Origin of the sequence: Nocardioides soli, assembly GCF_014191495.1 — a bacterium.
GTDB lineage: Bacteria > Actinomycetota > Actinomycetes > Propionibacteriales > Nocardioidaceae > Nocardioides > Nocardioides soli.
The window spans coordinates 594,747-616,208 of record NZ_JACHWR010000001.1 but is presented as its reverse complement, the minus strand read 5'-3'; the positions used below and the strand labels follow the sequence as shown (position 1 = coordinate 616,208).

At 73.3% G+C, this 21,462-nt stretch carries 25 protein-coding genes; 15 read left to right on the top strand and 10 right to left on the bottom strand.

Going from position 1 to position 21,462, the window contains the following annotated elements; translation table 11 throughout:
• The first annotated feature begins 12 nt into the window (after positions 1–12).
• From FHU40_RS03040 to FHU40_RS03005, 8 genes are all read left to right on the top strand, one after another.
• Positions 13–696 carry a pyridoxamine 5'-phosphate oxidase family protein gene (locus FHU40_RS03040; RefSeq protein ID WP_343057695.1) on the top strand — a complete coding sequence of 228 codons (684 nt, stop codon included), beginning with the start codon at positions 13–15 and terminating at the stop codon, positions 694–696.
• A 10-nt stretch (positions 697–706) separates the two neighbouring features.
• Positions 707–1,114, top strand: a complete 408-nt coding sequence (gene ndk / locus FHU40_RS03035; protein WP_183590798.1) for a nucleoside-diphosphate kinase — start codon at positions 707–709, stop codon at positions 1,112–1,114.
• A gap of 463 nt (positions 1,115–1,577) precedes the next feature.
• Positions 1,578–2,606 (top strand): rod shape-determining protein, encoded by a 1,029-nt coding sequence (locus tag FHU40_RS03030; protein WP_183590797.1) that lies wholly within the window; start codon positions 1,578–1,580, stop codon positions 2,604–2,606.
• Positions 2,606–3,505: a rod shape-determining protein MreC gene (gene mreC / locus FHU40_RS03025; protein ID WP_183590796.1), complete on the top strand. Its 900-nt coding sequence runs from the start codon at positions 2,606–2,608 to the stop codon at positions 3,503–3,505. Before FHU40_RS03030 ends, mreC begins: the two co-directional genes overlap by 1 nt.
• 7 nt (positions 3,506–3,512) lie before the next feature.
• Complete coding sequence (gene mreD / locus FHU40_RS03020; protein WP_183590795.1) at positions 3,513–4,025, top strand: rod shape-determining protein MreD; 513 nt, start codon at positions 3,513–3,515, stop codon at positions 4,023–4,025.
• Complete coding sequence (gene mrdA, locus FHU40_RS03015) at positions 4,025–6,178, top strand: penicillin-binding protein 2 (protein WP_183590794.1); 2,154 nt, start codon at positions 4,025–4,027, stop codon at positions 6,176–6,178. Before mreD ends, mrdA begins: the two co-directional genes overlap by 1 nt.
• 1 nt (position 6,179) lies before the next feature.
• On the top strand, positions 6,180–7,373 hold the full coding sequence (gene rodA / locus FHU40_RS03010) for a rod shape-determining protein RodA (protein ID WP_183590793.1): 1,194 nt from the start codon (positions 6,180–6,182) through the stop codon (positions 7,371–7,373).
• Positions 7,374–7,438: 65 nt separating this feature from the next.
• On the top strand, positions 7,439–8,707 hold the full coding sequence (locus FHU40_RS03005) for an ion channel protein (protein ID WP_221199489.1): 1,269 nt from the start codon (positions 7,439–7,441) through the stop codon (positions 8,705–8,707).
• Here the strand turns inward: FHU40_RS03005 and FHU40_RS03000 are convergent.
• Both FHU40_RS03000 and FHU40_RS02995 read right to left on the bottom strand, forming a co-directional pair.
• Positions 8,704–9,504, bottom strand: coding sequence for a ceramidase domain-containing protein (locus FHU40_RS03000; protein WP_183590792.1), 801 nt, complete (start codon positions 9,502–9,504; stop codon positions 8,704–8,706). The genes FHU40_RS03005 and FHU40_RS03000 overlap by 4 nt on opposite strands.
• Positions 9,505–9,519: 15 nt before the next feature.
• A complete protein-coding gene (locus tag FHU40_RS02995) occupies positions 9,520–9,918 on the bottom strand; it encodes an FAD synthase family protein (RefSeq protein WP_183590791.1) in 399 nt (132 codons plus the stop codon).
• A gap of 57 nt (positions 9,919–9,975) precedes the next feature.
• Here FHU40_RS02995 and FHU40_RS02990 point away from each other — a divergent pair, with 57 nt between their 5' ends.
• The 3 genes from FHU40_RS02990 to FHU40_RS02980 are packed head-to-tail and all read left to right on the top strand — an operon-like array spanning position 9,976 to position 11,883.
• Positions 9,976–11,241 (top strand): DUF445 domain-containing protein, encoded by a 1,266-nt coding sequence (locus tag FHU40_RS02990; RefSeq protein ID WP_183590790.1) that lies wholly within the window; start codon positions 9,976–9,978, stop codon positions 11,239–11,241.
• 12 nt (positions 11,242–11,253) lie between these two features.
• The gene (locus FHU40_RS02985; RefSeq protein ID WP_183590789.1) at positions 11,254–11,604 is read left to right on the top strand and encodes a hypothetical protein; all 351 of its coding nucleotides are present in this window, start codon (positions 11,254–11,256) and stop codon (positions 11,602–11,604) included.
• Between the two features lie 33 nt (positions 11,605–11,637).
• The gene (locus FHU40_RS02980; protein ID WP_183590788.1) at positions 11,638–11,883 is read left to right on the top strand and encodes an RNA-binding S4 domain-containing protein; all 246 of its coding nucleotides are present in this window, start codon (positions 11,638–11,640) and stop codon (positions 11,881–11,883) included.
• 120 nt (positions 11,884–12,003) lie between these two features.
• On the opposite strand, the gene FHU40_RS02975 is transcribed toward FHU40_RS02980, so the two are convergent.
• Positions 12,004–12,372 carry an FKBP-type peptidyl-prolyl cis-trans isomerase gene (locus FHU40_RS02975; RefSeq protein WP_183590787.1) on the bottom strand — a complete coding sequence of 123 codons (369 nt, stop codon included), beginning with the start codon at positions 12,370–12,372 and terminating at the stop codon, positions 12,004–12,006.
• 72 nt (positions 12,373–12,444) lie between these two features.
• Here FHU40_RS02975 and FHU40_RS29295 point away from each other — a divergent pair, with 72 nt between their 5' ends.
• The gene (locus FHU40_RS29295; RefSeq protein ID WP_183590786.1) at positions 12,445–13,482 is read left to right on the top strand and encodes a SpoIIE family protein phosphatase; all 1,038 of its coding nucleotides are present in this window, start codon (positions 12,445–12,447) and stop codon (positions 13,480–13,482) included.
• An 8-nt stretch (positions 13,483–13,490) separates the two neighbouring features.
• Here FHU40_RS29295 and FHU40_RS02965 read toward each other — a convergent pair whose 3' ends face one another.
• Complete coding sequence (locus FHU40_RS02965; RefSeq protein WP_183590785.1) at positions 13,491–13,922, bottom strand: CBS domain-containing protein; 432 nt, start codon at positions 13,920–13,922, stop codon at positions 13,491–13,493.
• A gap of 38 nt (positions 13,923–13,960) precedes the next feature.
• Entirely contained in the window at positions 13,961–14,830 is an 870-nt protein-coding gene (gene hisN / locus FHU40_RS02960; protein WP_183590784.1) for a histidinol-phosphatase, read from the bottom strand.
• Between the two features lie 59 nt (positions 14,831–14,889).
• On the opposite strand from hisN, the gene FHU40_RS02955 reads away from it, so the two are divergent.
• A complete protein-coding gene (locus tag FHU40_RS02955; protein WP_343057813.1) occupies positions 14,890–15,324 on the top strand; it encodes a DUF2231 domain-containing protein in 435 nt (144 codons plus the stop codon).
• 173 nt (positions 15,325–15,497) lie between these two features.
• On the opposite strand, the gene FHU40_RS02950 is transcribed toward FHU40_RS02955, so the two are convergent.
• A complete protein-coding gene (locus FHU40_RS02950) occupies positions 15,498–15,722 on the bottom strand; it encodes a DUF2188 domain-containing protein (protein ID WP_183590782.1) in 225 nt (74 codons plus the stop codon).
• Positions 15,723–15,856: 134 nt separating this feature from the next.
• On the opposite strand from FHU40_RS02950, the gene FHU40_RS02945 reads away from it, so the two are divergent.
• Positions 15,857–16,078 carry a hypothetical protein gene (locus FHU40_RS02945; RefSeq protein ID WP_183590781.1) on the top strand — a complete coding sequence of 74 codons (222 nt, stop codon included), beginning with the start codon at positions 15,857–15,859 and terminating at the stop codon, positions 16,076–16,078.
• A gap of 160 nt (positions 16,079–16,238) precedes the next feature.
• Here FHU40_RS02945 and rsgA read toward each other — a convergent pair whose 3' ends face one another.
• The 4 genes from rsgA to FHU40_RS02925 are packed head-to-tail and all read right to left on the bottom strand — an operon-like array spanning position 16,239 to position 20,465.
• Positions 16,239–17,240, bottom strand: coding sequence for a ribosome small subunit-dependent GTPase A (gene rsgA / locus FHU40_RS02940; RefSeq protein WP_183590780.1), 1,002 nt, complete (start codon positions 17,238–17,240; stop codon positions 16,239–16,241).
• A gap of 10 nt (positions 17,241–17,250) precedes the next feature.
• Positions 17,251–18,531, bottom strand: a complete 1,281-nt coding sequence (gene aroA / locus FHU40_RS02935; protein WP_343057693.1) for a 3-phosphoshikimate 1-carboxyvinyltransferase — start codon at positions 18,529–18,531, stop codon at positions 17,251–17,253.
• Between the two features lie 19 nt (positions 18,532–18,550).
• Positions 18,551–19,075, bottom strand: a complete 525-nt coding sequence (locus FHU40_RS02930; RefSeq protein WP_183590779.1) for a DoxX family protein — start codon at positions 19,073–19,075, stop codon at positions 18,551–18,553.
• A gap of 10 nt (positions 19,076–19,085) precedes the next feature.
• Complete coding sequence (locus FHU40_RS02925) at positions 19,086–20,465, bottom strand: sigma-70 family RNA polymerase sigma factor (protein ID WP_183590778.1); 1,380 nt, start codon at positions 20,463–20,465, stop codon at positions 19,086–19,088.
• A 172-nt stretch (positions 20,466–20,637) separates the two neighbouring features.
• On the opposite strand from FHU40_RS02925, the gene FHU40_RS02920 reads away from it, so the two are divergent.
• A complete protein-coding gene (locus FHU40_RS02920) occupies positions 20,638–21,360 on the top strand; it encodes a hypothetical protein (protein WP_183590777.1) in 723 nt (240 codons plus the stop codon).
• The last annotated feature ends 102 nt before the right edge of the window (positions 21,361–21,462 follow it).

The window sequence follows — 21,462 nt, the reverse complement described above, 5'->3', positions numbered from 1 at the left end:
AGGCTAGTACCCGTGACGACGACGCCGCTCTCCCCGACGCCCCGCACCACCGTCGGCCGCGGCCGCAACCGGATGGTCGAGGACCGCGCCGCGCTGCACGCGCTGCTGGCCGACGCGCTGGTCGCACACCTGGGCGTGACCGTGACCCGGGACGGGCACAGCCACCCGCTGGTGCTGCCCACGGCGTACGCCGTGGACCTCGACGGCCCCGACACGGGCGGCACGCTCTACCTGCACGGGTCGGTGGCCGCGGGCTGGCTGCGGGCGGCGACCGACGCGACGGTCTGCGTCACGATCACCGAGCTCGACGGGCTGGTGACGGCCCGCTCGGCCTTCCACCACTCGATGAACTACCGGTCCGCCGTGGTGATCGGCACCGCCCGCGCGGTCGACGACCCCGCCGAGTGCCGGCACGCGCTCGACCTGATCGTCGACCACATGGTCCCGGGCCGGTCGGCGACGCTGCGCGCCTCGACCCGCAAGGAGCTCGCGGCGACCGCGGTGCTCGCCGTACCGCTGCTCGAGGCGTCGTTGAAGGCCCGTGCCGGCGGCCCGGTCGACGACCCCGAGGACGTCGCGGCCGGCATCTGGGGCGGGCACATCCCGGTGCGCCGGGTCGTCGGTGCGGCGGTCTCGGACATCGACGCCGACGTGCCGGTCCCGGCCGACGTCAGGGCGCGGGCCGCTGCTCTATAGGGTCCTCGGTATGACCCAGCGCACGCTCGTCCTGCTCAAGCCCGACGCGGTCCGCCGCGGCCTGGTCGGCCAGATCATCGGCCGCTTCGAGGCCAAGGGGCTGTCCCTGGTCGAGATGCAGCTGCGCACCATCACCGGGGAGCAGGCCGACCAGCACTACGCCGAGCACGTCGAGCGGGACTTCTACCCGCCGCTGCGCGCGTTCATCACCAGTGGCCCGCTGGTCGCCCTGGTGGTCGAGGGCGAGGAGGCGATCCCGGTCGTGCGCACCCTGATCGGCCCGACCGACGGTCGTCAGGCCCCCGCCGGCACCATCCGCGGCGACCTCTCGCTGTCCAACCGCGAGAACCTCGTGCACGCCTCCGACTCGCCCGAGTCGGCCGAGCGCGAGATCGGGATCTGGTTCCCCCACCTCTGAGACGGCGTGTCGTGCTCGTTTCCCCGGGCAGCCGGGGAAACGAGAAAGGCCGAGCCGGCACCCGGACTGACATCAGGACCTGACATCCGACGCCACGGGCGCCGTACGGGCGGCAACGGGGGCTGACCCGGCCAACACGACGGCCGACGAGCACTGGACGTCGCGCCGCGGAGGTGGTCAGGCAGAACGAGCACGACACGCCGTCGTTCCCCGGCGTGTCGCGCTCGCATTCCCTGACCACCCCGGCCGGGCTCGGCGTGTCTCGTCGTTTCCCCGGGCAGCCGGTGAACCGGTGGTGAAGGCCGTGGACACCCCAGCCCCCGCCGACCCAGCTCGGCGATTCCGCAGGTCACCCCGCGTGTCCTCCCGTGGCGCCGTGCCGTGCGTCCTTAACCTGTTGTCACTTCTTCCCCACCAGTACCACCCATGAACGTCGGGCGGTACTTCAGCGACAGGTTGTCCCATGGCGAACAGCTTCATCGGCCGTGACATGGCCGTGGACCTCGGCACCGCCAACACCCTCGTCTACGTGCGCGGTCGCGGCGTGCTGCTCGACGAGCCCAGCGTGGTCGCGCTGAACGACGCCACCGGGGAGGTGCTCGCCGTCGGCCACGAGGCCAAGCGGATGATCGGGCGCACGCCCGACAGCATCGTCGCGATCCGCCCGCTCAAGGACGGCGTGATCGCCGACTTCGAGGCCACCGAGCAGATGCTGCGCTACTTCATCGAGCAGGTGCACCGCCGCCGGTACTTCGCGAAGCCGCGGATGGTGATCTGCGTGCCCAGCGGGGTGACCGCGGTGGAGCAGCGCGCGGTCAAGGAGGCGGGCTACCAGGCCGGCGCCCGGCGGGTCTACATCGTCGAGGAGCCGATGGCCGCCGCGATCGGTGCCGGGCTCCCGGTGCACCAGCCGACCGGCAACATGGTCGTCGACGTCGGCGGCGGCACCACTGAGGTCGCCGTGATCTCGCTCGGCGGCATCGTCACCAGCCTCTCCGTCCGCACCGCCGGCGACGACCTCGACCAGGCGATCGTGGCCTGGATGAAGAAGGAGCACGCGCTGATGCTCGGCGAGCGCACCGCCGAGGAGGTCAAGATGACCCTCGGCTCGGCGTTCCCGATGCTCGACGAGCCCGAGGCGGAGATCCGGGGCCGCGACATGGTCTCCGGCCTGCCCCGCACCGTCACCGTCTCCAGCGCCGAGGTGCGCCAGGCTCTCGAGGAGCCGCTGCACGCGATCGTGGACGCCGTCCGCACCACCCTCGACCAGACGCCGCCCGAGCTGGCCGGCGACATCATGGACCGCGGCATCGTGCTCACCGGCGGCGGCGCGCTGCTGCGCGGTCTCGACGAGCGGCTGCGGCACGAGACCGGCATGCCGGTGCACGTCGCCGAGGCCCCGCTGTCGTCGGTGGCGATGGGCGCGGGCAAGTGTGTGGAGGAGTTCGAGGCGCTCCAGCAGGTGCTGGTCAGCGACCGGAGGCGGGGCTGATGGCGCGCCGGTGGGGCCGCGACCCGGACCGGGGCCGCCCGAAGACGTCCGTGCTCGTGGCGCTGGTGCTGGCCTGCCTCACGCTGATCACCCTCGACTCGCGTACGTCGTCGCCGGTCGACCCGGTGCGCCGCGCCGTCGGCGAGGTCTTCGGCCCGGTCGAGGTCGCCACCGCGGCCGCCGTCCGACCGCTCACCGCGGTGCCCGAGTGGTTCCGGTCCAAGGACTCCCTGCAGCGCGACGTCCTCGACCTCCAGGCCGAGAACTCCGACCTGCGCTCGCAGCTGGCCACCCAGGACTACAACCGCAACCGCCTCGAGGAGTACGACGGCCTCACCGCCGCCGCCCGCAGCATCGGCTACTCGCTGGTGCCGGCCCGGGTGGTCGGGCTCGGCCCCTCGCAGTCCTTCTCGAGCACCGTCACCATCGACGCGGGCTCCGACGCCGGCCTGCACCCCGACCTGACCGTGGTCAACAACGACGGGCTCGTCGGCCGCGTGCTGCGGGTGACCCGCACCACCGCCACCGTGCTGCTGATCGTCGACGCCGACTCGGTCGTGGGCGGCCGGGTCGGCCGGAGCATGGACGTCGGCTTCGTCCACGGCCGCGGCGTGCTCGGCCGCGACGGCCGGCTCGACCTCGAGCTCGTCGACGGCGCCGCGGTCCCGGGCAAGGGCGACACGGTCGTCACGTGGGGGAGCGAGGCCGCCGGCCCGTACGTCTCCGGCGTGCCCATCGGCCGCGTCACCAGCGTCTTCAGCAGCGTGCGCGACAGCGCCCAGCGGGCCGTCATCGACCCGTACGTCGACTTCGGCGCGCTCGACCTCGTCGGTGTCGTCGTCCCCTCCGGCACCGACAGCGACCGCGCCGTGATCGAGGCGGACGGGAGGCTGAGGTGATCCGGTCATGAGCGCCGCCCGAGCCGGCATCGCCGCGGTGGCCGTCGTGGTCGCCCTGGTGCTCCAGGTCTCGCTCTTCCCGCACCTGGCCTGGGACGGCATCGTGCCCAACCTGGTGCTGCTCGTCGTGGTCGGCGCCGCGCTGACCCGCGGGCCGCAGTTCGCGGCGGTCCTCGGCTTCGCCGCGGGCCTCGCGCTCGACCTCGCCCCGCCGGCCGACCACGTCGCCGGCCGCTGGGCGCTCGCGCTGGTCGTCGTCGGGTACGTCGCGGGCCGGGTGCGCCGCGACGCCCGCCCGACGCCGGGCACGGTGCTCGCGACGGTCGCTGCCTCGTCGTTCGTCGGCACTTCGGTGTTCGCGCTCTCCGGCCTGCTGCTCCAGGATCCGGCGACCGGCATCCCGGAGCTGCTCGAGATCGTGCTGGTCGGCGTGCTGTGGGACGTGCTGCTCACGCCGCTCGTGCTGCCGCCCGTGCTGGCGACGTTCCGCCACCTCGAGCCGGACCGGTCGCTCGCCTGATGTCCCCACGCCCGTTGGCCCCGAATCCGCCGGCCCCGCACCTCAAGGCACAGCGCACCGGCCGCCTGCGGCTGGTCGTGATCCAGGTGCTGGTCTTCTCCCTGTTCGCGACCCTGTTCGCGCGGCTCTACTACCTCCAGGTGGTCGACGGCGAGCGCTACCACGCGAAGGCCGCCTCGCAGTCGGTGCGCGACATCGTCGTGCAGCCGCAGCGCGGCCTGATCGTCGATGACCAGGGCCGCCCGCTGGTGGCCAACCGCACCTCGTGGGTCGTCTCCGTCGACCGCACCGTGCTCGGCAAGCTCACCGAGCACCAGCAGGACCTGCTCGTCGAGCGGGTCTCCGAGGTGGTCGACGTCCCGGTGCCGCGGATCCGCAGGTCATTGGTCACCTGCGGCGACGAGGGCTCGGTGACCGGCGTGTGCTGGAACGGCTCGCCGTATCAGCCGGTTCCCGTGGCCTCCGATGTCTCGAAGGCGGTGGCGCTGCGGGTGCTCGAGCAGCCCGAGGACTTCCCGGGCGTGCTGGCCGAGCAGCAGAGCGTGCGGGCCTATCCGCGGCCCTTCGGCGTCAACCTGGCCCACGTGCTCGGCTACCTGAGCCCGATCACCGAGGACGAGCTCGACACCGCGCGCGAGGACGCCGACACGTCGGTCAACGGCTCCTCCGTGGTCGGCCGTGCCGGCATCGAGCAGGAGTACGACCGGTGGCTGCGCGGGATGCCCGGCTACAAGAGCGTCGCCGTCGACTCGATGGGCCGCGTGCTCGGCGACGACGGCGAGGTGGCCAGCCGGCCCGGCGACACGCTGGTGACCAGCATCGACGCGAAGGTGCAGAGCGTGGTCGAGCGACAGCTCGCCGACACGATCCGGACCGCGCGGGCGACCCACGACCCGGTGACCAACCGCAACTACGCGGCCGACTCGGGTGCGGCCGTCGTCCTGGAGGCGAGGACGGGGCGTGTCGTCGCGATGGCCAGCCAGCCGACGTACGACCCCGCGACCTGGGTCGGCGGGATCAGCAAGAAGGAGCTGGCCCGGCTCTACGCCGACGAGGCCGGCAACCCGCTGCTGGGCCGCGCCACCCAGGGTCAGTTCGCCCCGGGCTCGACCTGGAAGCCGTTCATGACCGCCGGCGCGCTGACCAACGGCTTCTCGACGGACACCCGGCTGAACTGCTCGTCGGCCTTCCGGGTCGGCAACCGCGACTTCAAGAACTACGAGTCCGGCGCCTACGGCTACATCGGCTTCGACAAGGCGCTCGAGGTCTCCTGCAACACGTTCTTCTACCGGGTCGGCTACGACTTCTGGCAGCGTTACGGCTCCGACGTCGCCGACGTGCACGCCAAGGACCCGCTGGTCGCGGAGGCGAAGACCTTCGGGTTCGGCAAGGAGACCGGGATCGACTTGCCGGGCGAGTCGTCCGGCCGGATCGCGGACCGCGCCTGGAAGCGCGACTACTTCGAGTCGATGAAGGACTACTACTGCGGCATCGCCGACAAGCCGCAGGACGGGAAGACCAGCGACTTCGTCTACCTCTTCGCCCAGGAGTTCTGCGCCGAGGGCTACGCCTACCGGGCGGGCGACGCCGTCAACTTCGCGATCGGCCAGGGCGACACGCTCGTCACCCCGCTCCAGCTCGCGCGGGCGTACGCCGCGCTCGCCAACGGCGGCACCCTCTACGCCCCGCGCATCGCCAAGGCGGTCGTCGGCGCCGACGGCAAGGTGGTCCGGAAGATCCCGCCGAAGAAGACCGGCACGATCGGCCTGCCCGACTCCGTGCTCGGCTACATCGACCGGGCGCTCCAGGGCGTGACCCGGCAGGGGACGATGGCCTGGAAGATGGGTGGCTTCCCCCTCGACCAGGTCACGGTCCGCTCCAAGACCGGCTCGGCCGAGGTCTACGGCAAGCAGTCGACGTCGTGGGTCGCGTCGTACTCCGACGACTACGTCGTCGTGATGATGGTCAGCCAGGGCGGCACCGGCTCCGGCACGTCGGGCCCGGCGATCCGCCGGATCTGGGAGACGCTCTACGGCATCGAGGGCGAGACGGTGCGGCCCGACCGCGCCGCGATCCCGGGCACCACCCCGCCGGCGGGGCTGCCGACGTTCACCCGGGACGGCTCCATCCTGCCGCCGCGGAAGGAGGGCTGAGATGCCGACGACGACCGCCCGACCGGCCTTCCGGATCCCGCGCCTCGACTGGGTGCTGACGCTCGCCGTGCTGGCGCTCGTCACGCTCGGCACGCTGCTCGTCTGGTCGGCCACCAGCCACCGCGAGGACCTGACCGGCGGCGACCCCACGGCGTACCTGCGCAAGCAGCTGGTCAACATCGTCATCGGCGTCGTGCTGATGCTGGTCGTGCTCGCGACCGACCACCGGTGGGTGCGCATCGTCGCCCCGCTGGTCTACCTCGCCTCGGTCGCCGGACTGGTGCTGGTGCTCACGATGGGCAGCACGGTCAACGGCTCGCAGTCGTGGCTCCAGCTCGGCGGGATGTCGATCCAGCCCTCCGAGTTCGCCAAGCTCGCGGTGGTGATCGGGATGGCGCTGTGGGTGGCCGAGCGCGCCGACGTACGCCGGTCGCGGGTGGCCGCCGCCGGCGCGGGCGTGGGCGACGTGGCGGGCATGCTGGCGATCGCCGCACTCCCTGCGGCGCTGATCCTGCTCCAGCCCGACCTCGGCACGATGCTGGTGCTCGCCGCGACCGTCGTCGGCGTGATCGCCGTCTCCGGAGCACCGCGACGCTGGCTCGGGCTGCTCGTCGCCGGCGGGGTCACCGCCGCGGTCGCGGCGGTGGCGGCCGGCTTCCTCAAGCAGTACCAGCTCGACCGCTTCCTGGCCTTCACCAACCCCGATCTCGATCCCCGCGGCGCCGGCTACAACGTCGAGCAGGCGCGGATCGCGATCGGCAGTGGCGGGCTCTTCGGCTCGGGTCTGTTCGACGGGACCCAGACCCGGGCCGGGTTCGTGCCCGAGCAGCACACCGACTTCGTCTTCACCGTCGCGGGGGAGGAGCTCGGGCTGGTCGGTGCCGGGCTGCTGGTCGCGCTGCTCGCCCTGGTGATCTGGCGGGCGCTGGCGATCGCGGTGCGCACCGACGACGTCTTCGGCCGCCTCGCGGCGTCCGGAATCGCCTGCTGGTTCGCCTTCCAGGCCTTCCAGAACATCGGCATGTGCCTGGGCATCATGCCGGTCACCGGCGTCCCACTGCCGTTCGTGTCGTACGGCGGCAGCTCGATGTTCGCGGGGATGTTGGCCGTCGGCCTGCTCCAGAACATCCATCTGCGCACCCAGGCCGCACCCGCCGCGCGGCTGGCCCCGCCGCGGGTGCTCGTGACCCGCTGAGATCCGCTGGCACTCACCCGCGTCGGGTGAGTGCCGGCGCGCGGTGACGCCCTAGCGTGCTGCAGGTGACGAGTGCCCCAGAGGCGCCGCTGCCGGGTCGGCTCGACCTGCTGCGGCTCACCGTGCCGGCGATCCTGGTGGGCGTCGGCTGCGGGCTGAGCCTGCTCGGGCTCTCGCTGCTGGCCGAGCTGCTCGAGGACCTCGTCTGGGACGACCTGCCCGACGCGGTCGGGGTCGATCCCGACCGCTGGTGGTGGATGGTCGTGGTGCTGACGACCACCGGCCTGCTCGTCGGGCTCGTGGTGCGCTTCGCGCCCGGTCGGGCCGGCCCCGATCCGGCCAGCGCGGAGCTGGTGGCGGCGCCGCTGCCCGGCCTCGCGGTGCCGGGCCTGGCCCTCGCGCTGGTGCTGATGCTCGCCGGCGGCGTCAGCCTCGGCCCCGAGAACCCGATCATGCTCGTCAACGGGTCGCTGACCGTCATCATCGGAATGCGGCTGCTGCCCCGGGTCGCCGTGCCGGCTTGGCTGAGCTGGAGCGTCGCGGGGACGATCGGTGCGATGTTCGGGACGCCGGTGGCCGCGGCCCTGATGCTCACCGAGGCCCAGATCGGCGACCCCCGGGTCCCGCTGTGGAACCGGCTGTTCGCGCCCCTGGTCGCCGCCGCCTCGGGCTCGGCGACGATGCTGGCGCTCTCGGACATGGACCTGCGGCTGGAGATCCCCGGCTACGACGGCTTCCGCCTGGGCGACGTCGGCTGGGCGGTCGCCGTCGCGCTGCTGACCGCGCTGCTGGGGCTCGCCGCGTCGTACGTCATCTCCCCGCTGCACCGCGTGTTCCGGTCGATCCGGAACCCCGTGGTGATGCTGACGGTGGGCGGCTTCGTGCTCGGCTGGCTGGGCGCCCTCGGCGGCCCCGAGACGCTCTTCAAGGGTCTCGAGGAGATGAAGACGGTCTCGGCCGACATCGCCGACTACTCCAACGGCGACCTCGTCCTGATGGTCGTGGTCAAGCTCGCGGCGCTGCTGGTCGCCGCGGCGTCCGGCTTCCGCGGTGGCCGGATCTTCCCGGCGGTGTTCGTCGGCGTGGTCGCGGGCTGGGCCGTCGTCGGGTTCGTCGACAGCGTGCCGCCGGCCGTCGCGGTCTCGGCCGGGGTCCTCGGCATCACCATCGCCGCGACCCGCAGCGGCTGGCTCTCGCTCTTCCTCGCCGCGACGGTCGTGCCCGACATCGAGCTGCTCCCGGTCCTGCTGATCGCCACCCTGGCGGTGTGGCTGGTCGTCGCGGGTCGGCACGAGCTGCGCGCCGACCCGATCCCGGAGCCCATCGGCTCCTAGCCCGTCTCGTCGCCGGCCCGCTCGCTGGCCCAGAAGCGGAAGAGCAGGTACGCCGCCACCGCGCCCAGCAGGTGCCAGGCCGCGTGCCCCTGGACCAGGGAGTGCGGGTCGCACCACAGCACCTTGGTGACATTCCAGATCGCGAAGGCGAGCAGGATCGTGCCCAGCGCGGCCGCGCCCCACCGCAGGTCGGTGCGGGTCGCGCCGGGGCGGCGTCGGAGCCGGACCTCGACGACCACGGCCAGGAGCAGCAGCGCGGCGAAGGCGAGGTTGCCGGCGTACGTCACGACCGGCACCTCGCCGTCGTAGAGCCCGACCAGCTCGCAGCCGGCCACGAGCAGGCCGAACACCAGCCAGAAGGACAGCCGCCCCTGCCCGGTCCACCGCATCAGGGCGTACGCCGCGGCGAACGAGGCCACCAGGTACATGCTCAGCAGGTCGAGGCGACCGCCCAGCTCCGACTGGGTGGCGTGCATCGCGGCGCTGGCGGGCCCGAGGAGCACCACCACGCAGGCGTACGCCGTGGCCAGGCCGGCGTACCGGGGCAGCACGTCGCCCAGCCGGTCGGGGCGGCCGGCCCGCCACGCGATCAGCAGCCCGGCGACCACGAACCCGAGGTTGGAGAAGGAGTTGGCCGGCTGCCGTACCGGTCCGCCGCGGGCGGCCTCGCAGAAGTTCGCACCGCGCCCCACGTCGGGCCCGAGCCAGCCCGCCCCGATCGCCAGCGCGAGCAGCCCGGTGGAGAGCAGCGCCGTGGCCGCGGCGTACGCCAGCGGGCGCAGCGACCGGGAGGACATCGCCGGGGCCGCGGGTCAGGACCCGCCGGAGATCTTCTCGATCAGCGCCGTGGTGGAGATCGCGGGCGTGCGTGGCAGGTAGACGACCTCGCAGACGTCGCTGAACTCGTCGAAGCGCCCCGCCCAGTCGTCGCCCATGACGAGCACGTCGGCGGCGAACTTCTGGATGTAGTCGCGCTTGAGCTCGAGGCTCTCCTCGACGAACACCTCGTCGACCGGCTTCAGCGCGGCCACGATCGCGAGCCGCTCCGCCTGGCTGAAGACCGGCTCGCGGCCCTTCTTGCGCAGGTTGAGCGCGTCGGCCGAGACCCCCACGACCAGGCGGTCGCCGAGCGCGGCGGCGCGCTCGATCACCCGCAGGTGCCCGACATGGAACACGTCGAACGTGCCGAAGGTGATGACGGTGCGAGGCATGAGCGGGATCTTCTCACTTCGCGGTGGTCTGGACCCAATGGGGGAGGATGGCGTTCGATGAGCGCGACACTGACGATGATCACCCCCGACTCGGAGGCCGACGAGCAGCGGCGCCGAGGACTGCGCCGGATGCGCACCCTCGCGGTGGGGCTGCTCTGCTTCGCCGCCGTCGTGTACGTCGCGACGCTCGGCCACGGCGGCTTCTGGGGCTTCGTGAACGCCGGCGCCGAGGCGTCGATGGTCGGCGCCATCGCGGACTGGTTCGCGGTCACCGCGCTGTTCAAGCACCCGCTGGGGCTGCCGGTGCCGCACACGGCGCTGATCCCGCGCCGCAAGGACGAGCTGGGCCGGTCGCTGGAGGAGTTCGTGGGGGAGAACTTCCTCCAGGAGGAGATCATCCGCGACCGGGTCGCCGCGGCCACGATCTCGCTGCGGGTCGGCCACTGGCTCGTCGTACCCGAGCACGCGAAGCGGGCCGTCGACGAGTTCGCCGACGTGGCGGTGATCGCGCTCGGCCGGATCCGCGACGAGCACGTCGAGGAGCTGGTGCGCGACGCGCTGGTGCCGCGCTTCCGGGCTGAGCCGATCGCGCCGGTGCTGGGCAGCCTGCTCGAGGAGACCGTGCGCGACGACCTGCACCACGGGCTGGTCGACCTCGTGCTCGACGAGGCGCACCGCTGGCTGGTCGAGAACCCCGACACGGTCGCGGAGGTGCTCGGCGAGCGGGCGCCGTGGTGGGCTCCCGCCCGACTCAACGAGGCGGTGATCTCCCGACTGCACCGCGAGCTGGTGAGCTGGGTCGACGACATCCGCACCGATCCGCGTCACCACGCCCGCCTCGCGCTCGACTCGATGCTCGGCCAGCTCGCCCACGACCTGCAGCACGACCCGGAGACCCAGGAGCGCACCGAGCGCCTCAAGGAGCGGCTGCTCGACCAGCCGCAGCTGGTGGCCTCGGGGGTCTCGCTCTGGAACGCCCTGCGGCGCAGCCTCCAGGCCTCGCTGGCCGACCCCGAGGGCGCCGTACGCCGCCGCCTGCTCGACGAGGTGACCGCGTTCGCCCGGCGGCTGGTCGACGACGCCGCGCTCCGGGCGCGCCTCGACGGCCTGGCCGCCGACGCCGCGGTCTTCGCGGTCGAGCGCTACGGCGCCGAGCTGACCGCGGTCATCACCCACACCGTCGAGCGCTGGGACGGCCGGGAGGCCGCCCGCCGCATCGAGCTCCACGTGGGCCGCGACCTGCAGTTCATCCGGATCAACGGCACGATCGTCGGCGGGCTCGTGGGCGTGCTGATCCACACGGTGTCGGTGCTGATCCACTGATCGGTCGTCAGGGTGGCGCGAGCCCGCGCTCGAGTGTACGGCGCGGGCGGCCGCCTGTTCCATGCGGTGCACGACCCGGCGCTCGTCGCGCAGGTCGCGGCCGACGGTCTCGACGTGCTCGAGCCCGGCATTGCGCAGGTCGGCCTCGCGCTCGATGTCTCGGGCGTGGCGGTCGATGTCACGGTGGTCGGCACCGGCGTGCTCGCCGACCACGCCACGGGGACCGGGTCGAAGAGATCGGGGATCGCGAGGAATCGGCCGCGGAGGTCGAGCAGGGTGCTGAATCCCGGCTCCGGCGTACCTGGGGACAGCGCGTCGAGCCCGTCAGATGGTCGTTGGCTCGACCCATTTCCAGCCATCTGACGGGCCTCGACGGGCAGGAGCGACAATGGCCTCATGTCCGAGCCGTTCCCCGTCCCGATCCGCGACGACTCGATCCGGCTCGGCCAGTTCCTCAAGCTCGCCAACCTGGTGGAGAGCGGCGCCGAGGCCAAGCCCGTCATCCAGGACGGGCACGTGCGCGTGAACGGCGAGGTGGAGACCCGCCGGGGCCGGCAGCTGGTGCAGGGGGACGTCGTCAGCCTGGGCGGTCAGTCCGCCCTGGTGGCCGAGGAGGGCGCCGACGACGGCCTGCCCTGGTAGCCGCCTCTGGTGAGGCGTCGTCCTGCGGGATGCCCGGCAAGGCGGAGGAGCGAAGGCGGCCTCTGAGCGGAGCGGGCCGTCGAGCGACGACAACGCAGCCGGGCGCCCGCAGGGCGGCGCCTAGCTGACGCCGAGGAGGTCGACGACGAAGATCAGCGTCTCGCCGGGCTTGATCACGCCGCCTGCGCCCCGGTCGCCGTAGCCCAGGTGCGGCGGGATCACGAGTTGGCGGCGGCCGCCGACCTTCATGCCCTGCACGCCCTGGTCCCAGCCGGAGATGACCTGGCCGACCCCGAGCCGGAACTGGAGCGGCGCGCCGCGGTTGTACGAGGCGTCGAACTCCTCGCCCGTGGAGTGGGCGACGCCGACGTAGTGCACGGAGACGGTCGCGCCCGCCGTCGCCTCGGGGCCGTCGCCCTCGGCGAGCTCGGTGACCACGAGGTCTGCGGGCGGGTCGAAGTCGGGGAAGTCGATCTCGGGCTTGTCCATGTCGTTCACCCTAACGGGGGGTCCGGGGGCGTTCCGCGCTCCGGCCCGGGGCCGGACTGTCAGGATGTGTCGGTGCCACTACTCCGACCGTCCGTGCGCCCGGACCGCGGGCTGCTCGTCGGGTTCGGGGTGCTGGCGGGGCTCATCGTGCTGTCGATCATCACGCCGGCCCAGCTGATCGCCATCTTCGCGGGCGCGGCGATGGTCGCGAGCCTGCTGACCTCGGCCCGGAACACCGCGATCGTCGCCGTCGGATCGGTCGCCTGCGCGTTCCTGTCCGTGCTGTGGCTGGAGGACGCCGGCACGTTCGACTGGCTCGCGCGCATCGGGCTGTGCGCGCTGCTCGGCGTCGTCGCGGTGCAGAACGCCGCACTGCGCGAGCGCCGCGAGGAGCGGCTGCAGCGGATGACCGTGATCGCCGAGACCGCCCAGCGGGCCGTGCTCCGGTCGATGCCGACGGCCATCGGCTCGGTCGGCCTCGCCGCCCGCTACGTGTCCGCGGCCGCGGAGGCGCTGGTGGGCGGCGACCTCTACGAGGTCGCGGAGACGCCCTTCGGTGTGCGGGTGATCGTCGGTGACGTCCGTGGCAAGGGCCTCGAGGCGGTGCAGACCGCGGCGACCGTCCTCGGCGCGTTCCGGGCGGCGGCCTTCACCGAGCCGGATCCCGGGGCGCTCGCGATGCGCATCGACGAGACGATGAGCCGGATCCTGGGCGATGAGGAGTTCGTGACCGCGATCGTCGGGCAGTTCCAGGGCGACCGGGTGACGCTGGCCAACTGTGGTCACCACCCGCCGCTGTTCCTGCAGTCGGGCGAGGCGACCACGGTCGACACGGGCGAGCCGACCGTCCCGCTGGGCCTGGGCTCGGTGCCCACCTTGAGCGAGCACCCCTGGCCGCGGGGCGCCCGGATGCTCTTCTACACCGACGGACTGGTCGAGGCGCGTGACGACAGGGGCGAGTTCTTCGCCCTCGACGAGTACGCCGCCGAGCTCGGCGACGGGACCGTCGAGGAGGCGCTCGACCGGCTGGTCGCGCGCCTGCTGGCGTACACGGGTCAGGCGCTGCAGGACGACATGGCGCTCGTCCTCGCCGAGAGCGATCCAGGCTGAGCCTCGCCTCAGGTCTGGTGCACGTAGCTGTCGAGCTGGTCGCGCTCGAACTCCAGCTGGTCGATGCGGTGCTTGACCACGTCGCCGATGCTGATGATCCCGGTCAGCCGGCCGTCACGGACGACGGGCACGTGCCGGATCCGGTGCTCGGTCATCGTCTTCATCAACTCCTCGACGGGGGTGTCCTCGTCGCAGGTCTCGACGACCTCGGTCATGATCGCGCGGACCGTGTTGTTGATGACGGTGCCGTCGGCGTGCAGGTGGCGCACGACGTCGCGCTCGCTGACGATGCCGTCGACCGAGACGCCGTCGCCGCTCACGATCAACGCGCCCACGTTGTGCTCGGCGAGCCTGGCGATCAGCTCGCGCACGCCGGCTTCCGGCGAGATCGTCACGACCTCGCGACTCGACTTGGCCTGGAGAACCTCACCGATCCGCATGGACAGACCGTACCGGTGCACACCGGCCGGGGCCAGGGTCAGTCTCGCGGGCGGTGCAGGCGCAGATCGGAGACCGAGCCGGGGCCCGAGCGGCGCCAGTCCGGGTCGTCGTCGTCATCGGGCAGCGCGCCGAGGAAGGCCAGGGCGGCCTCGTGCAGGTGGCCGTTCGAGGCGAGCGCGTTGCCGCCGAAGGGGCCGTCGGTGCCGTCCAGCGAGGTGAACCGGCCACCGGCCTCGCGGACGATCACGTCGAGCGCGGCCATGTCGTAGACCTCGAGCTCGGGCTCGGCCGCGAGGTCGACGGCACCCTCGGCCAGCAGCATGTAGGACCAGAAGTCGCCGTACGCCCGGGTGCGCCAGCAGCGCCGCATCAGCGACTGGAAGTCGTCGAGCCGGTCCCGCTCCTCCCAGCCGGAGAGGGAGGCGTAGGACAGCGAGGCGTCCTCGAGCCGGCGTACGTCGGAGACCTGGCACCGGGTGGCCTTGAGCAGCGACCGGCCGGTCCAGGCGCCGTTGCCCGTCGACGCCCACCAGCGGCGCTGCAGCAGTGGTGCCGACACCACCCCGAGCACCACCTCGTCGTCGACGACCAGGGAGATCAGCGTCGCCCAGACCGGCACCCCGCGGACGAAGTTCTTGGTGCCGTCGATCGGGTCGATGATCCAGCGGCGCTGGCTGTGGCCGGTCGAGCCCTGCTCCTCGCCGGTGATCGCGTCGCGCGAGCGGACTCGCGAGAGGGTACGCCGGATGCTCTCCTCGACCGCCTGGTCGGCGTCGGTCACGGGCGTGAGGTCGGGCTTGCTCATCACGTGCAGGTCGAGCGACCGGAACCGGCTCTCGGTGATCGAGTCGGCGTCGTCGGCGAGGACGTGCGCGAGGCGCAGGTCGTCGGTGTAGTCGGTCGGCACGCAGCCAGCCTATTCGCTGTCGACTGAACGTTCCGGCAAGGTGCGCCGTTGTGCTGGGCATGGAGCTCAACGGCCTGCCGCTGCACCCGCTCGTCGTCCACGCCGCCGTGGTGTTCGGACCACTGGCCGCGCTGGCGGCGCTGGCCTACCTGGTGCCGCGGTGGCGTGACCGGATGCGCTGGCCGATGCTGGTGCTCGTCGTGATCGCGGTCGGGGCGATCACCGCGGCGTACTTCACCGGCAAGTCCTTCCTGAACTCCCGGCCGCCGGAGATCCAGACGAGCCCGCAGGTGCTGACCCACGAGCACCGCGCCCGGGTGCTGTTCTGGGTGACGCTCGGCTTCGGCATCGTCGGCCTCCTCGCCGGCTGGCTGCACACGCGCACCGGCGCGCTGCGGGTGGTGCTCGACGTGCTCCTCGGCGTCGGCGCGGGGGCGGTGCTGGTGCTGGTGATCCTCACCGGTGACGCCGGTGCCCGTGCGGTCTGGGGCTGATCGGCGGGGCCGGGCTCGGGCCAGACCGCGGGCGGTCGCCCGCGGCCCTTCGCAGCTTCATCAAGGGATGAAGGTCGACCCGCGCCTACCCGGGTGAACTCGACAGGGGAAGCGCGCCTTCGTCCTCATCCCTTGATGAAGCCGCCACCCCGCACCACCCGGCAGGAGCCCGCTCAGCCGGGGATCTCCCCCGACAGCCGGGGGTAGCGACGCCGGTCCGCGACGCTCCCGTCGGGGCGCAGGATCACGTGCTCCACACCCCGGATCCGCGCCTCTGCGCGGGCCACCTCCGATGCCGCCTCCCGGGTGCGGTACTCCCCGGGCAGGGGCTCCGCGCCACCGATCACCCGGTTGCGCCAGCCGTCTCCGGAGCAGTACGTCTCCACGCCACCACCCATCGTGCTCTCCTCCCTCTCCTGGAGGGGCGGTACCGCGGCGGGTGGTGCTCGAAACTCGCCGTTTCGGGTGAGTTCGCCCGCCGGGGAGCGGACGACCGTCCATGATGGACCGACCCAGGTGCGAGGGAGACGCGATGACGAGCAGGACGGCGGGCTTCGGCACGCTGCTGTCGGCGGTGCTGGGCGTCTACTTCGGGTTCATGGCCTACGTCATCGACCAGAGCGACTCGGCCATCGAGGCGGACCGTCCGTTGGTGCTCGGCCTGCGCGTGCTCGCCGGTGCCTGCGCGATCGCGGCGTTCTGCTTCGGGATGGCGCTCCTCGACGCCCGCAGCGCTCGCGGCGACGACCGCTAGTGGTCGTCGCTGGAAGTTCCTCGGGGGTGGCCCGTGCTCGGGGTGCGTGCATCGCAAGGCGCCGGAGCGCGGCTCTACTTGCTCGTCCAGCAAGCGACGGCAACGCCGCGAGGTGCGTGCCCGGGGTGCGGGCCACCCGAAGAACTTCCGGTGATGGCCACTAGTACGGCGGCTCGCTGCGCGCGACGAGCAGTCGGCGGAACGACTCCACCCGCTCGGGGTCGGCGTCGCCGGTGCGCACGGCCTCGTCGAGCCCGCACTCCGGCTCGTCGGCGCCGTGCGTGCAGCCGCGCGGGCAGTCCTCGGTCATCTCGTCGAGGTCGGGGAACGCCTCGATCAAGCGCTCCGGCTCGACGTGGGCGAGCCCGAAGGAGCGGATGCCGGGGGTGTCGACGATCCAGCCGCCGTCGCGGCCGTCGGTCGCGGGCAGGGGCAGCATGATCGCCGAGGTCGAGGTGTGCCGGCCCCGCCCAGTGACGGCGTTGACGTGGCCGACCTGGCGGTCGGCGTCCGGCACCAGTGCGTTGACCAGCGTCGACTTGCCGACGCCGCTGTGGCCGATCAGCACGCTGATCCGGCCGCGCAGCCGCTCCCGCAGCTCGCTCAGGTCGCCGCCACGCTGGGTGACCAGCCACGGTACGCCGAGCGAGCGGTAGGTCACCAGCAGCGACTCCGGGTCCGCCAGGTCGGCCTTGGTGAGGCACAGCAGCGGCTGCATCCGCGCGTCGTACGCCGCGACCAGCGCTCGGTCGATCAGCCGGGGACGCGGCTCGGGGTCGGCCAGGGCGGTGACGACGACGAGCTGGTCGGCGTTCGCGACGATGACCCGCTCGACCGGGTCGTCGTCGTCCGCGGTGCGCCGCAGCACGGTGGTGCGGTCGGCGACCTCGACGACCCGGGCCAGCGTGCCCTCCGCGCCGGAGGTGTCGCCGACGACGCGCACCCGGTCGCCGACCACGACGCCCTTGCGGCCCAGCGGCCGTGCCTTCATCGCGGTCACGGTGCGACCCTCGACGAGCAGCGTGTAGCGGCCCCGGTCGACGGTGACGACCATGCCGTCGAGCGCGTCGTCGTACGACGGGCGCTCCTTGGTGCGAGGGCGGGTGTGCCGACGTGGTCGCTCGTAGTGCTCGACGTCCTGGTCGGTGTACCGCCCGCTCATCAGCGCTCGCTCATCGGCCGATGAGTCCCGACCAGGTGCCCGCGAAGTCCGGGAAGGTCTTGCCGGTCGTGGCGACGTTCTCGACCAGCACGCCGTCGACGGCGGCGCCGAGGATGACGGCGGCGTGCGCCATCCGATGGTCGGCGTAGGTGTGGAACACCCCACCGTGCAGCGGCGCCGGCTCGATGCTCAGCCCGTCGGCGTGCTCGGTCACCTCGGCGCCGAGCGCGGACAGCTCGGTCGCGAGGGCGGCGATCCGGTCGGTCTCGTGCCCACGGATGTGGCCGATGCCGCGCAGGTGCGAGGGCGCCTCGGCCAGCGCGCACAGCGCGGCGACGGCCGGGGTGAGCTCGCCGACGTCGTGCAGGTCGACGTCGATGCCGAGCAGGGTGCCCGAGCCCGTGACCCGCAGCCCCTCCTCGACGCGCTCCACCTCGCAGCCCATCGTCGCGAGGATCTCGCGCAGTGCGTCGCCGGCCTGGGTGGTCGAGCGCGGCCAGTCGCGCACGGTCACCGACCCGCCCGAGACCGCCGCGAGCGCCAGGAACGGCGCCGCGTTGGACAGGTCGGGCTCGATCACGTGGTCGACGGCGCGCACCGCCCCCGGGGGCACGCGCCAGCGGTTCGCGTCGGCGTCGTCGACCTGCACCCCGTGCTCGCGCAGCATCGCGACCGTCATGTCGATGTGGGGGAGGGACGGGACCGGCTTGCCGTCGTGGCGTACGTCGACGCCCTCGTCGTAGCGAGCGCCGGCGAGCAGCAGCGCCGAGATGAACTGCGACGACGCGGACGCGTCGACCACGACCTTGCCGCCGCGGACCGAGCCGGAGCCCCGGATCGCGAAGGGCAGCGCCTCCCCGTCGACCTCGACACCGAGGGTGCGCAGGGCGCCGAGGATCTCGCCGATCGGGCGCTTGCGCATGTGCGGGTCGCCGTCGAAGGAGACCGTGCCGGTCGAGAGCCCGGCGACCGGCGGCACGAACCGCATCACGGTGCCCGCCAGCCCGCAGTCGACCCGGGCGTCGCCGGCGAAGGCACCCGGCGTGACCGTCCAGTCGTCGCCCGCGGTGTCGACGGTCGAGCCGAGCGCCGTCAGCGCCGCGGCCATCAGCGTCGTGTCCCGCGAACGGAGCGCCCGGCGGACGACCGAGGGGCCGTCGGCGATCGCGGCGAGCAGCAGCGCCCGGTTGGTGAGCGACTTGCTGCCGGGCAGCGTCACCACGGCGTCGACCGGGTGGGCCGCGCGGGGTGCGGGCCAGGGGTCGGCCGGGGCGTCGGTAGCGGCAGTCACGACGCTCAGCGTAGTGGCGTCAGTGCACTCGTGCGGCGGCCAGCCTCGCCTCGCGCCGGGCATCGTGGGCCAGCCGCTTCGCCTCACGGCGGGCGTCCTTCGCGGCGCGCCTCGCCCGCCAGGCCACGCCCGGCCGGCCCTCGGTGTCGCCGCTGGCGATGATCAGCCCGCCGATGAGCGAGACGTTCTTGAAGAAGTGCAGCTTCTGCTGGGTGCGCTGCGCCGGGTCGTCGATCTCCCAGAACCGGTGTCCGGCCGCCGTCGTCGGCACCAGTGACGCCGCGAGCACGGCGGCCGAGAGCCGAGGGGCGCGACCGGTGGCGAGCGCCAGCCCGGCACCGATCTGGACGCCGGCGTTGATCTTGACCAGCGTCTCCGGGTCGTCCGGCACGGGGAGGCCGGCCCTGCGCAGCATCGGGACCACGCGGGAGGTGACCGCGTCGGCCTTGGTCGCGGTGCCGGGGGCGTTCTTGAGCGCGGTCGCGGCACCGACCACGAAGATCGACGCGAGCATCGGTCGGGCGATGAGTCTGCTGACGGTCATGTCCTCCTGTTTACCCGGACCCTGGCAGCCCCACTCCCGATGGCACGCCCAGCGGCACGCCCAGGGTGGTCTCGGGGAGCACGGGTACGCCGCCGAGCCCGAGCCCCAGCCCGACCTCGACACCGTCGGCCCCGATCGAGACGCTCGCCGACAGCCCGGCCGCGGGCGAGCGCGGCGCGGGTGCCGGTTCGGCTGTGGGCGGGCCGGTCGTCGGCGCCGCGGTGGTGGGTGCGGTGGTGGGTGCGGTGGTGGGTGCGGAGGTCGGGGCGCTCGTCGGGGCCGGGTCGGGCGGGGTGGTGGGACCGGAGGTCGGCTCGGGCGTCGCGGGGACGGCGAGGGTGACGGCGCCGGCGGGCCCGCTCCGGTCGGGGTGGGGCGCCCGGTGCAGCGGCCGCGGACCGCTCTCGAGCACCGACGGCGTGCTGGAGACGGCGGGTGGCTCGACCGCGGCGGGCGTCTCCGGCGGCGCCCGGTGGAGCGTGATCGCAGCACCCGCGACGACCGCGGACGCTGCGGCACCGGCGACCGCCGCGGTCGGGCCGTGGGCCAGCAGCAGGTCGCGGGCCCGCCCGAGCAGCAGCGCGATGCCCGTGACGGCGGTGCCCCCGCTGGAGGCGAGGTACGCCGCGGCGGCCCCGCCGAGCAGGAGCGGGGCGAGCACCGTGCGGAGGTCGGCGTTGACCTCGCTGAGCTCGAGATAGAGGGAGCTGCACGGCCGGCACCGCTCGAGATGCTGCTCGACCCGGGCGGCGTCGCGCCGGGCGAGGCCGCCGCGGACGTAGGCGCCCAGCTCGGCGCGGGTGCGCTCGCAGGCGTCGTCGTCCGCGTCGCCGGCGTGCATCGTCAGATAGGCCTGGCGCAGGCCCTCCCGGGCCCGGTAGGCGAGCGCGGAGACGGCGTTCGGGGTCATGCCGAGCAGCGGCGCGACCTCGGCCGGCCGCTGTGCCTCGACCTCCGTGTGCCACAGCACCAGCTGCCAGCGCTCGGGCAGCGAGGCGAACGCGCGCGCGGCGGCCGCGCTCTCGAAGCGCTCGACCGCGGTGTCGCGGAAGGGCACGCCGGGGTCGAAGGGCGTCAGGTCGTCGGTCGTGTGCAGCCGCGCCGCGGCCCGGATCCGGTCGACGTGCACCCGTCGTACGGCGGTCAGCAGATAGGCGCGGAACGCGAGGTCCGGGCCGCCGCCGCGCTGCAGGACGCCGAGCACCTTCGCGAACGACTCCGACACGAGGTCGTCGGCGTCCGGCCCCGGCGCCAGCTGCCTGGCGAGCCGCCGGGCGGCCTCGACGTGGCGTGCGAAGAGCTCGCCGTACGCCGCGACATCGCCGGCCCGGACGGCCGAGATCAGCTCGGCGTCGCTGCGCCCGTCGAGGGTCGATACGGAGGAGCCCATGCCTGGCCCAACGTCCGAACCCGCGAAAGGCGACGGCATCGCTCGGGAGAGTCGGGGGGAACCCGGGAGAACCCGAAAAGAAATGGCGAGCGCGAGCGCGTCATGGGTCGGCGGGTGCGCCGTCCCATAGCCGGCAAGACCGGACCAGAGGGGGAGCTCGACCGTGGATGGGATGGCGACGCGCAGGCGGAGCTCGACCACGGCCGATCCCGGACCGGGGCGGGAGCTGACCGACGAGCTGAGGGTGGCGCTGCCACCCCGCTTCGAGGCAGTGGGGGAGGCCCTGGCTTCGGGATCGGGCTCGGTCGTCGCGTGCGAGGTGCTGGGGGGCACCCTCGCACGCGACGGAGTCTCGCTGCCGGAGGCGCTGGACGGCCTCGCCCGCACCTGGGAGCTGGTGCGCGGCGAGGCTCCGGCGTACGCCGCTGCGCGGGCCCTCGCCGCGGCCTGGGGCGAGGCCACGCTCGGCTACCTGCACGCCGTGTCCTGCGAGGACCCGCTCACGGGCCTCGCGAGCCTGGCCCACCTGCGCACCGTCGTCACCGACCTGCGCCGGGGCGGCCCCGCGCACCAGACCCACGCGCTGGTCGTCGTCGCGACCGGCGCGGGGCCCGACTCGGCGCGGCTCGGCGAGCCGCTGGCCCGCGCGATGGCCGACGCGCAGCTGGGGGCCACGGTGCGCGGGGTGTTCCCGGGCAGCGAGACGATCGGGCACATCGCCCCCGGCCGCCTGGTGGTGCTGGCCTTGCGCGACGAGTTGCTGCTGCGCCGCTTCGACCTGCTGCTGCGGATGATCGACGCCGGCGACCCTCCCCGGCCCCGCGCCTGGATCGAGGGCCTGCCGGCGGACGACGAGGCCGTGGCCGCCCTGCTCGACGAGCTGGCCCGGGTTTAGTGCACGGCTCCTGATCCGGAAGCGCCTGCTGCGCGACGGCGCCGGATCAGGAGACGCACCCTGAGCCGCTGCTGGGCCCGGCCGCCGTCGGCCGTCCCCTCT

Excerpts from the sequence above, each read along its gene's own strand:
- FHU40_RS02925 (WP_183590778.1), bottom strand. The coding sequence starts at position 20,465 with ATGGGCTCCTCCGTATCGACCCTCGACGGGCGCAGCGACGCCGAGCTG.
- FHU40_RS03030 (WP_183590797.1), top strand. The coding sequence starts at position 1,578 with ATGGCGAACAGCTTCATCGGCCGTGACATGGCCGTGGACCTCGGCACC.
- FHU40_RS02945 (WP_183590781.1), top strand. The coding sequence starts at position 15,857 with ATGACGAGCAGGACGGCGGGCTTCGGCACGCTGCTGTCGGCGGTGCTG.
- FHU40_RS02950 (WP_183590782.1), bottom strand. The coding sequence starts at position 15,722 with ATGGGTGGTGGCGTGGAGACGTACTGCTCCGGAGACGGCTGGCGCAAC.
- ndk (WP_183590798.1), top strand. The coding sequence starts at position 707 with ATGACCCAGCGCACGCTCGTCCTGCTCAAGCCCGACGCGGTCCGCCGC.
- mreD (WP_183590795.1), top strand. The coding sequence starts at position 3,513 with ATGAGCGCCGCCCGAGCCGGCATCGCCGCGGTGGCCGTCGTGGTCGCC.
- rsgA (WP_183590780.1), bottom strand. The coding sequence starts at position 17,240 with ATGAGCGGGCGGTACACCGACCAGGACGTCGAGCACTACGAGCGACCA.
- FHU40_RS02930 (WP_183590779.1), bottom strand. The coding sequence starts at position 19,075 with ATGACCGTCAGCAGACTCATCGCCCGACCGATGCTCGCGTCGATCTTC.
- FHU40_RS02990 (WP_183590790.1), top strand. The coding sequence starts at position 9,976 with ATGAGCGCGACACTGACGATGATCACCCCCGACTCGGAGGCCGACGAG.
- mrdA (WP_183590794.1), top strand. The coding sequence starts at position 4,025 with ATGTCCCCACGCCCGTTGGCCCCGAATCCGCCGGCCCCGCACCTCAAG.
- FHU40_RS02975 (WP_183590787.1), bottom strand. The coding sequence starts at position 12,372 with ATGGACAAGCCCGAGATCGACTTCCCCGACTTCGACCCGCCCGCAGAC.
- mreC (WP_183590796.1), top strand. The coding sequence starts at position 2,606 with ATGGCGCGCCGGTGGGGCCGCGACCCGGACCGGGGCCGCCCGAAGACG.
- FHU40_RS03000 (WP_183590792.1), bottom strand. The coding sequence starts at position 9,504 with ATGTCCTCCCGGTCGCTGCGCCCGCTGGCGTACGCCGCGGCCACGGCG.
- FHU40_RS02920 (WP_183590777.1), top strand. The coding sequence starts at position 20,638 with ATGGCGACGCGCAGGCGGAGCTCGACCACGGCCGATCCCGGACCGGGG.
- FHU40_RS02980 (WP_183590788.1), top strand. The coding sequence starts at position 11,638 with ATGTCCGAGCCGTTCCCCGTCCCGATCCGCGACGACTCGATCCGGCTC.
- FHU40_RS02955 (WP_343057813.1), top strand. The coding sequence starts at position 14,890 with ATGGAGCTCAACGGCCTGCCGCTGCACCCGCTCGTCGTCCACGCCGCC.
- rodA (WP_183590793.1), top strand. The coding sequence starts at position 6,180 with ATGCCGACGACGACCGCCCGACCGGCCTTCCGGATCCCGCGCCTCGAC.
- FHU40_RS02965 (WP_183590785.1), bottom strand. The coding sequence starts at position 13,922 with ATGCGGATCGGTGAGGTTCTCCAGGCCAAGTCGAGTCGCGAGGTCGTG.
- FHU40_RS02995 (WP_183590791.1), bottom strand. The coding sequence starts at position 9,918 with ATGCCTCGCACCGTCATCACCTTCGGCACGTTCGACGTGTTCCATGTC.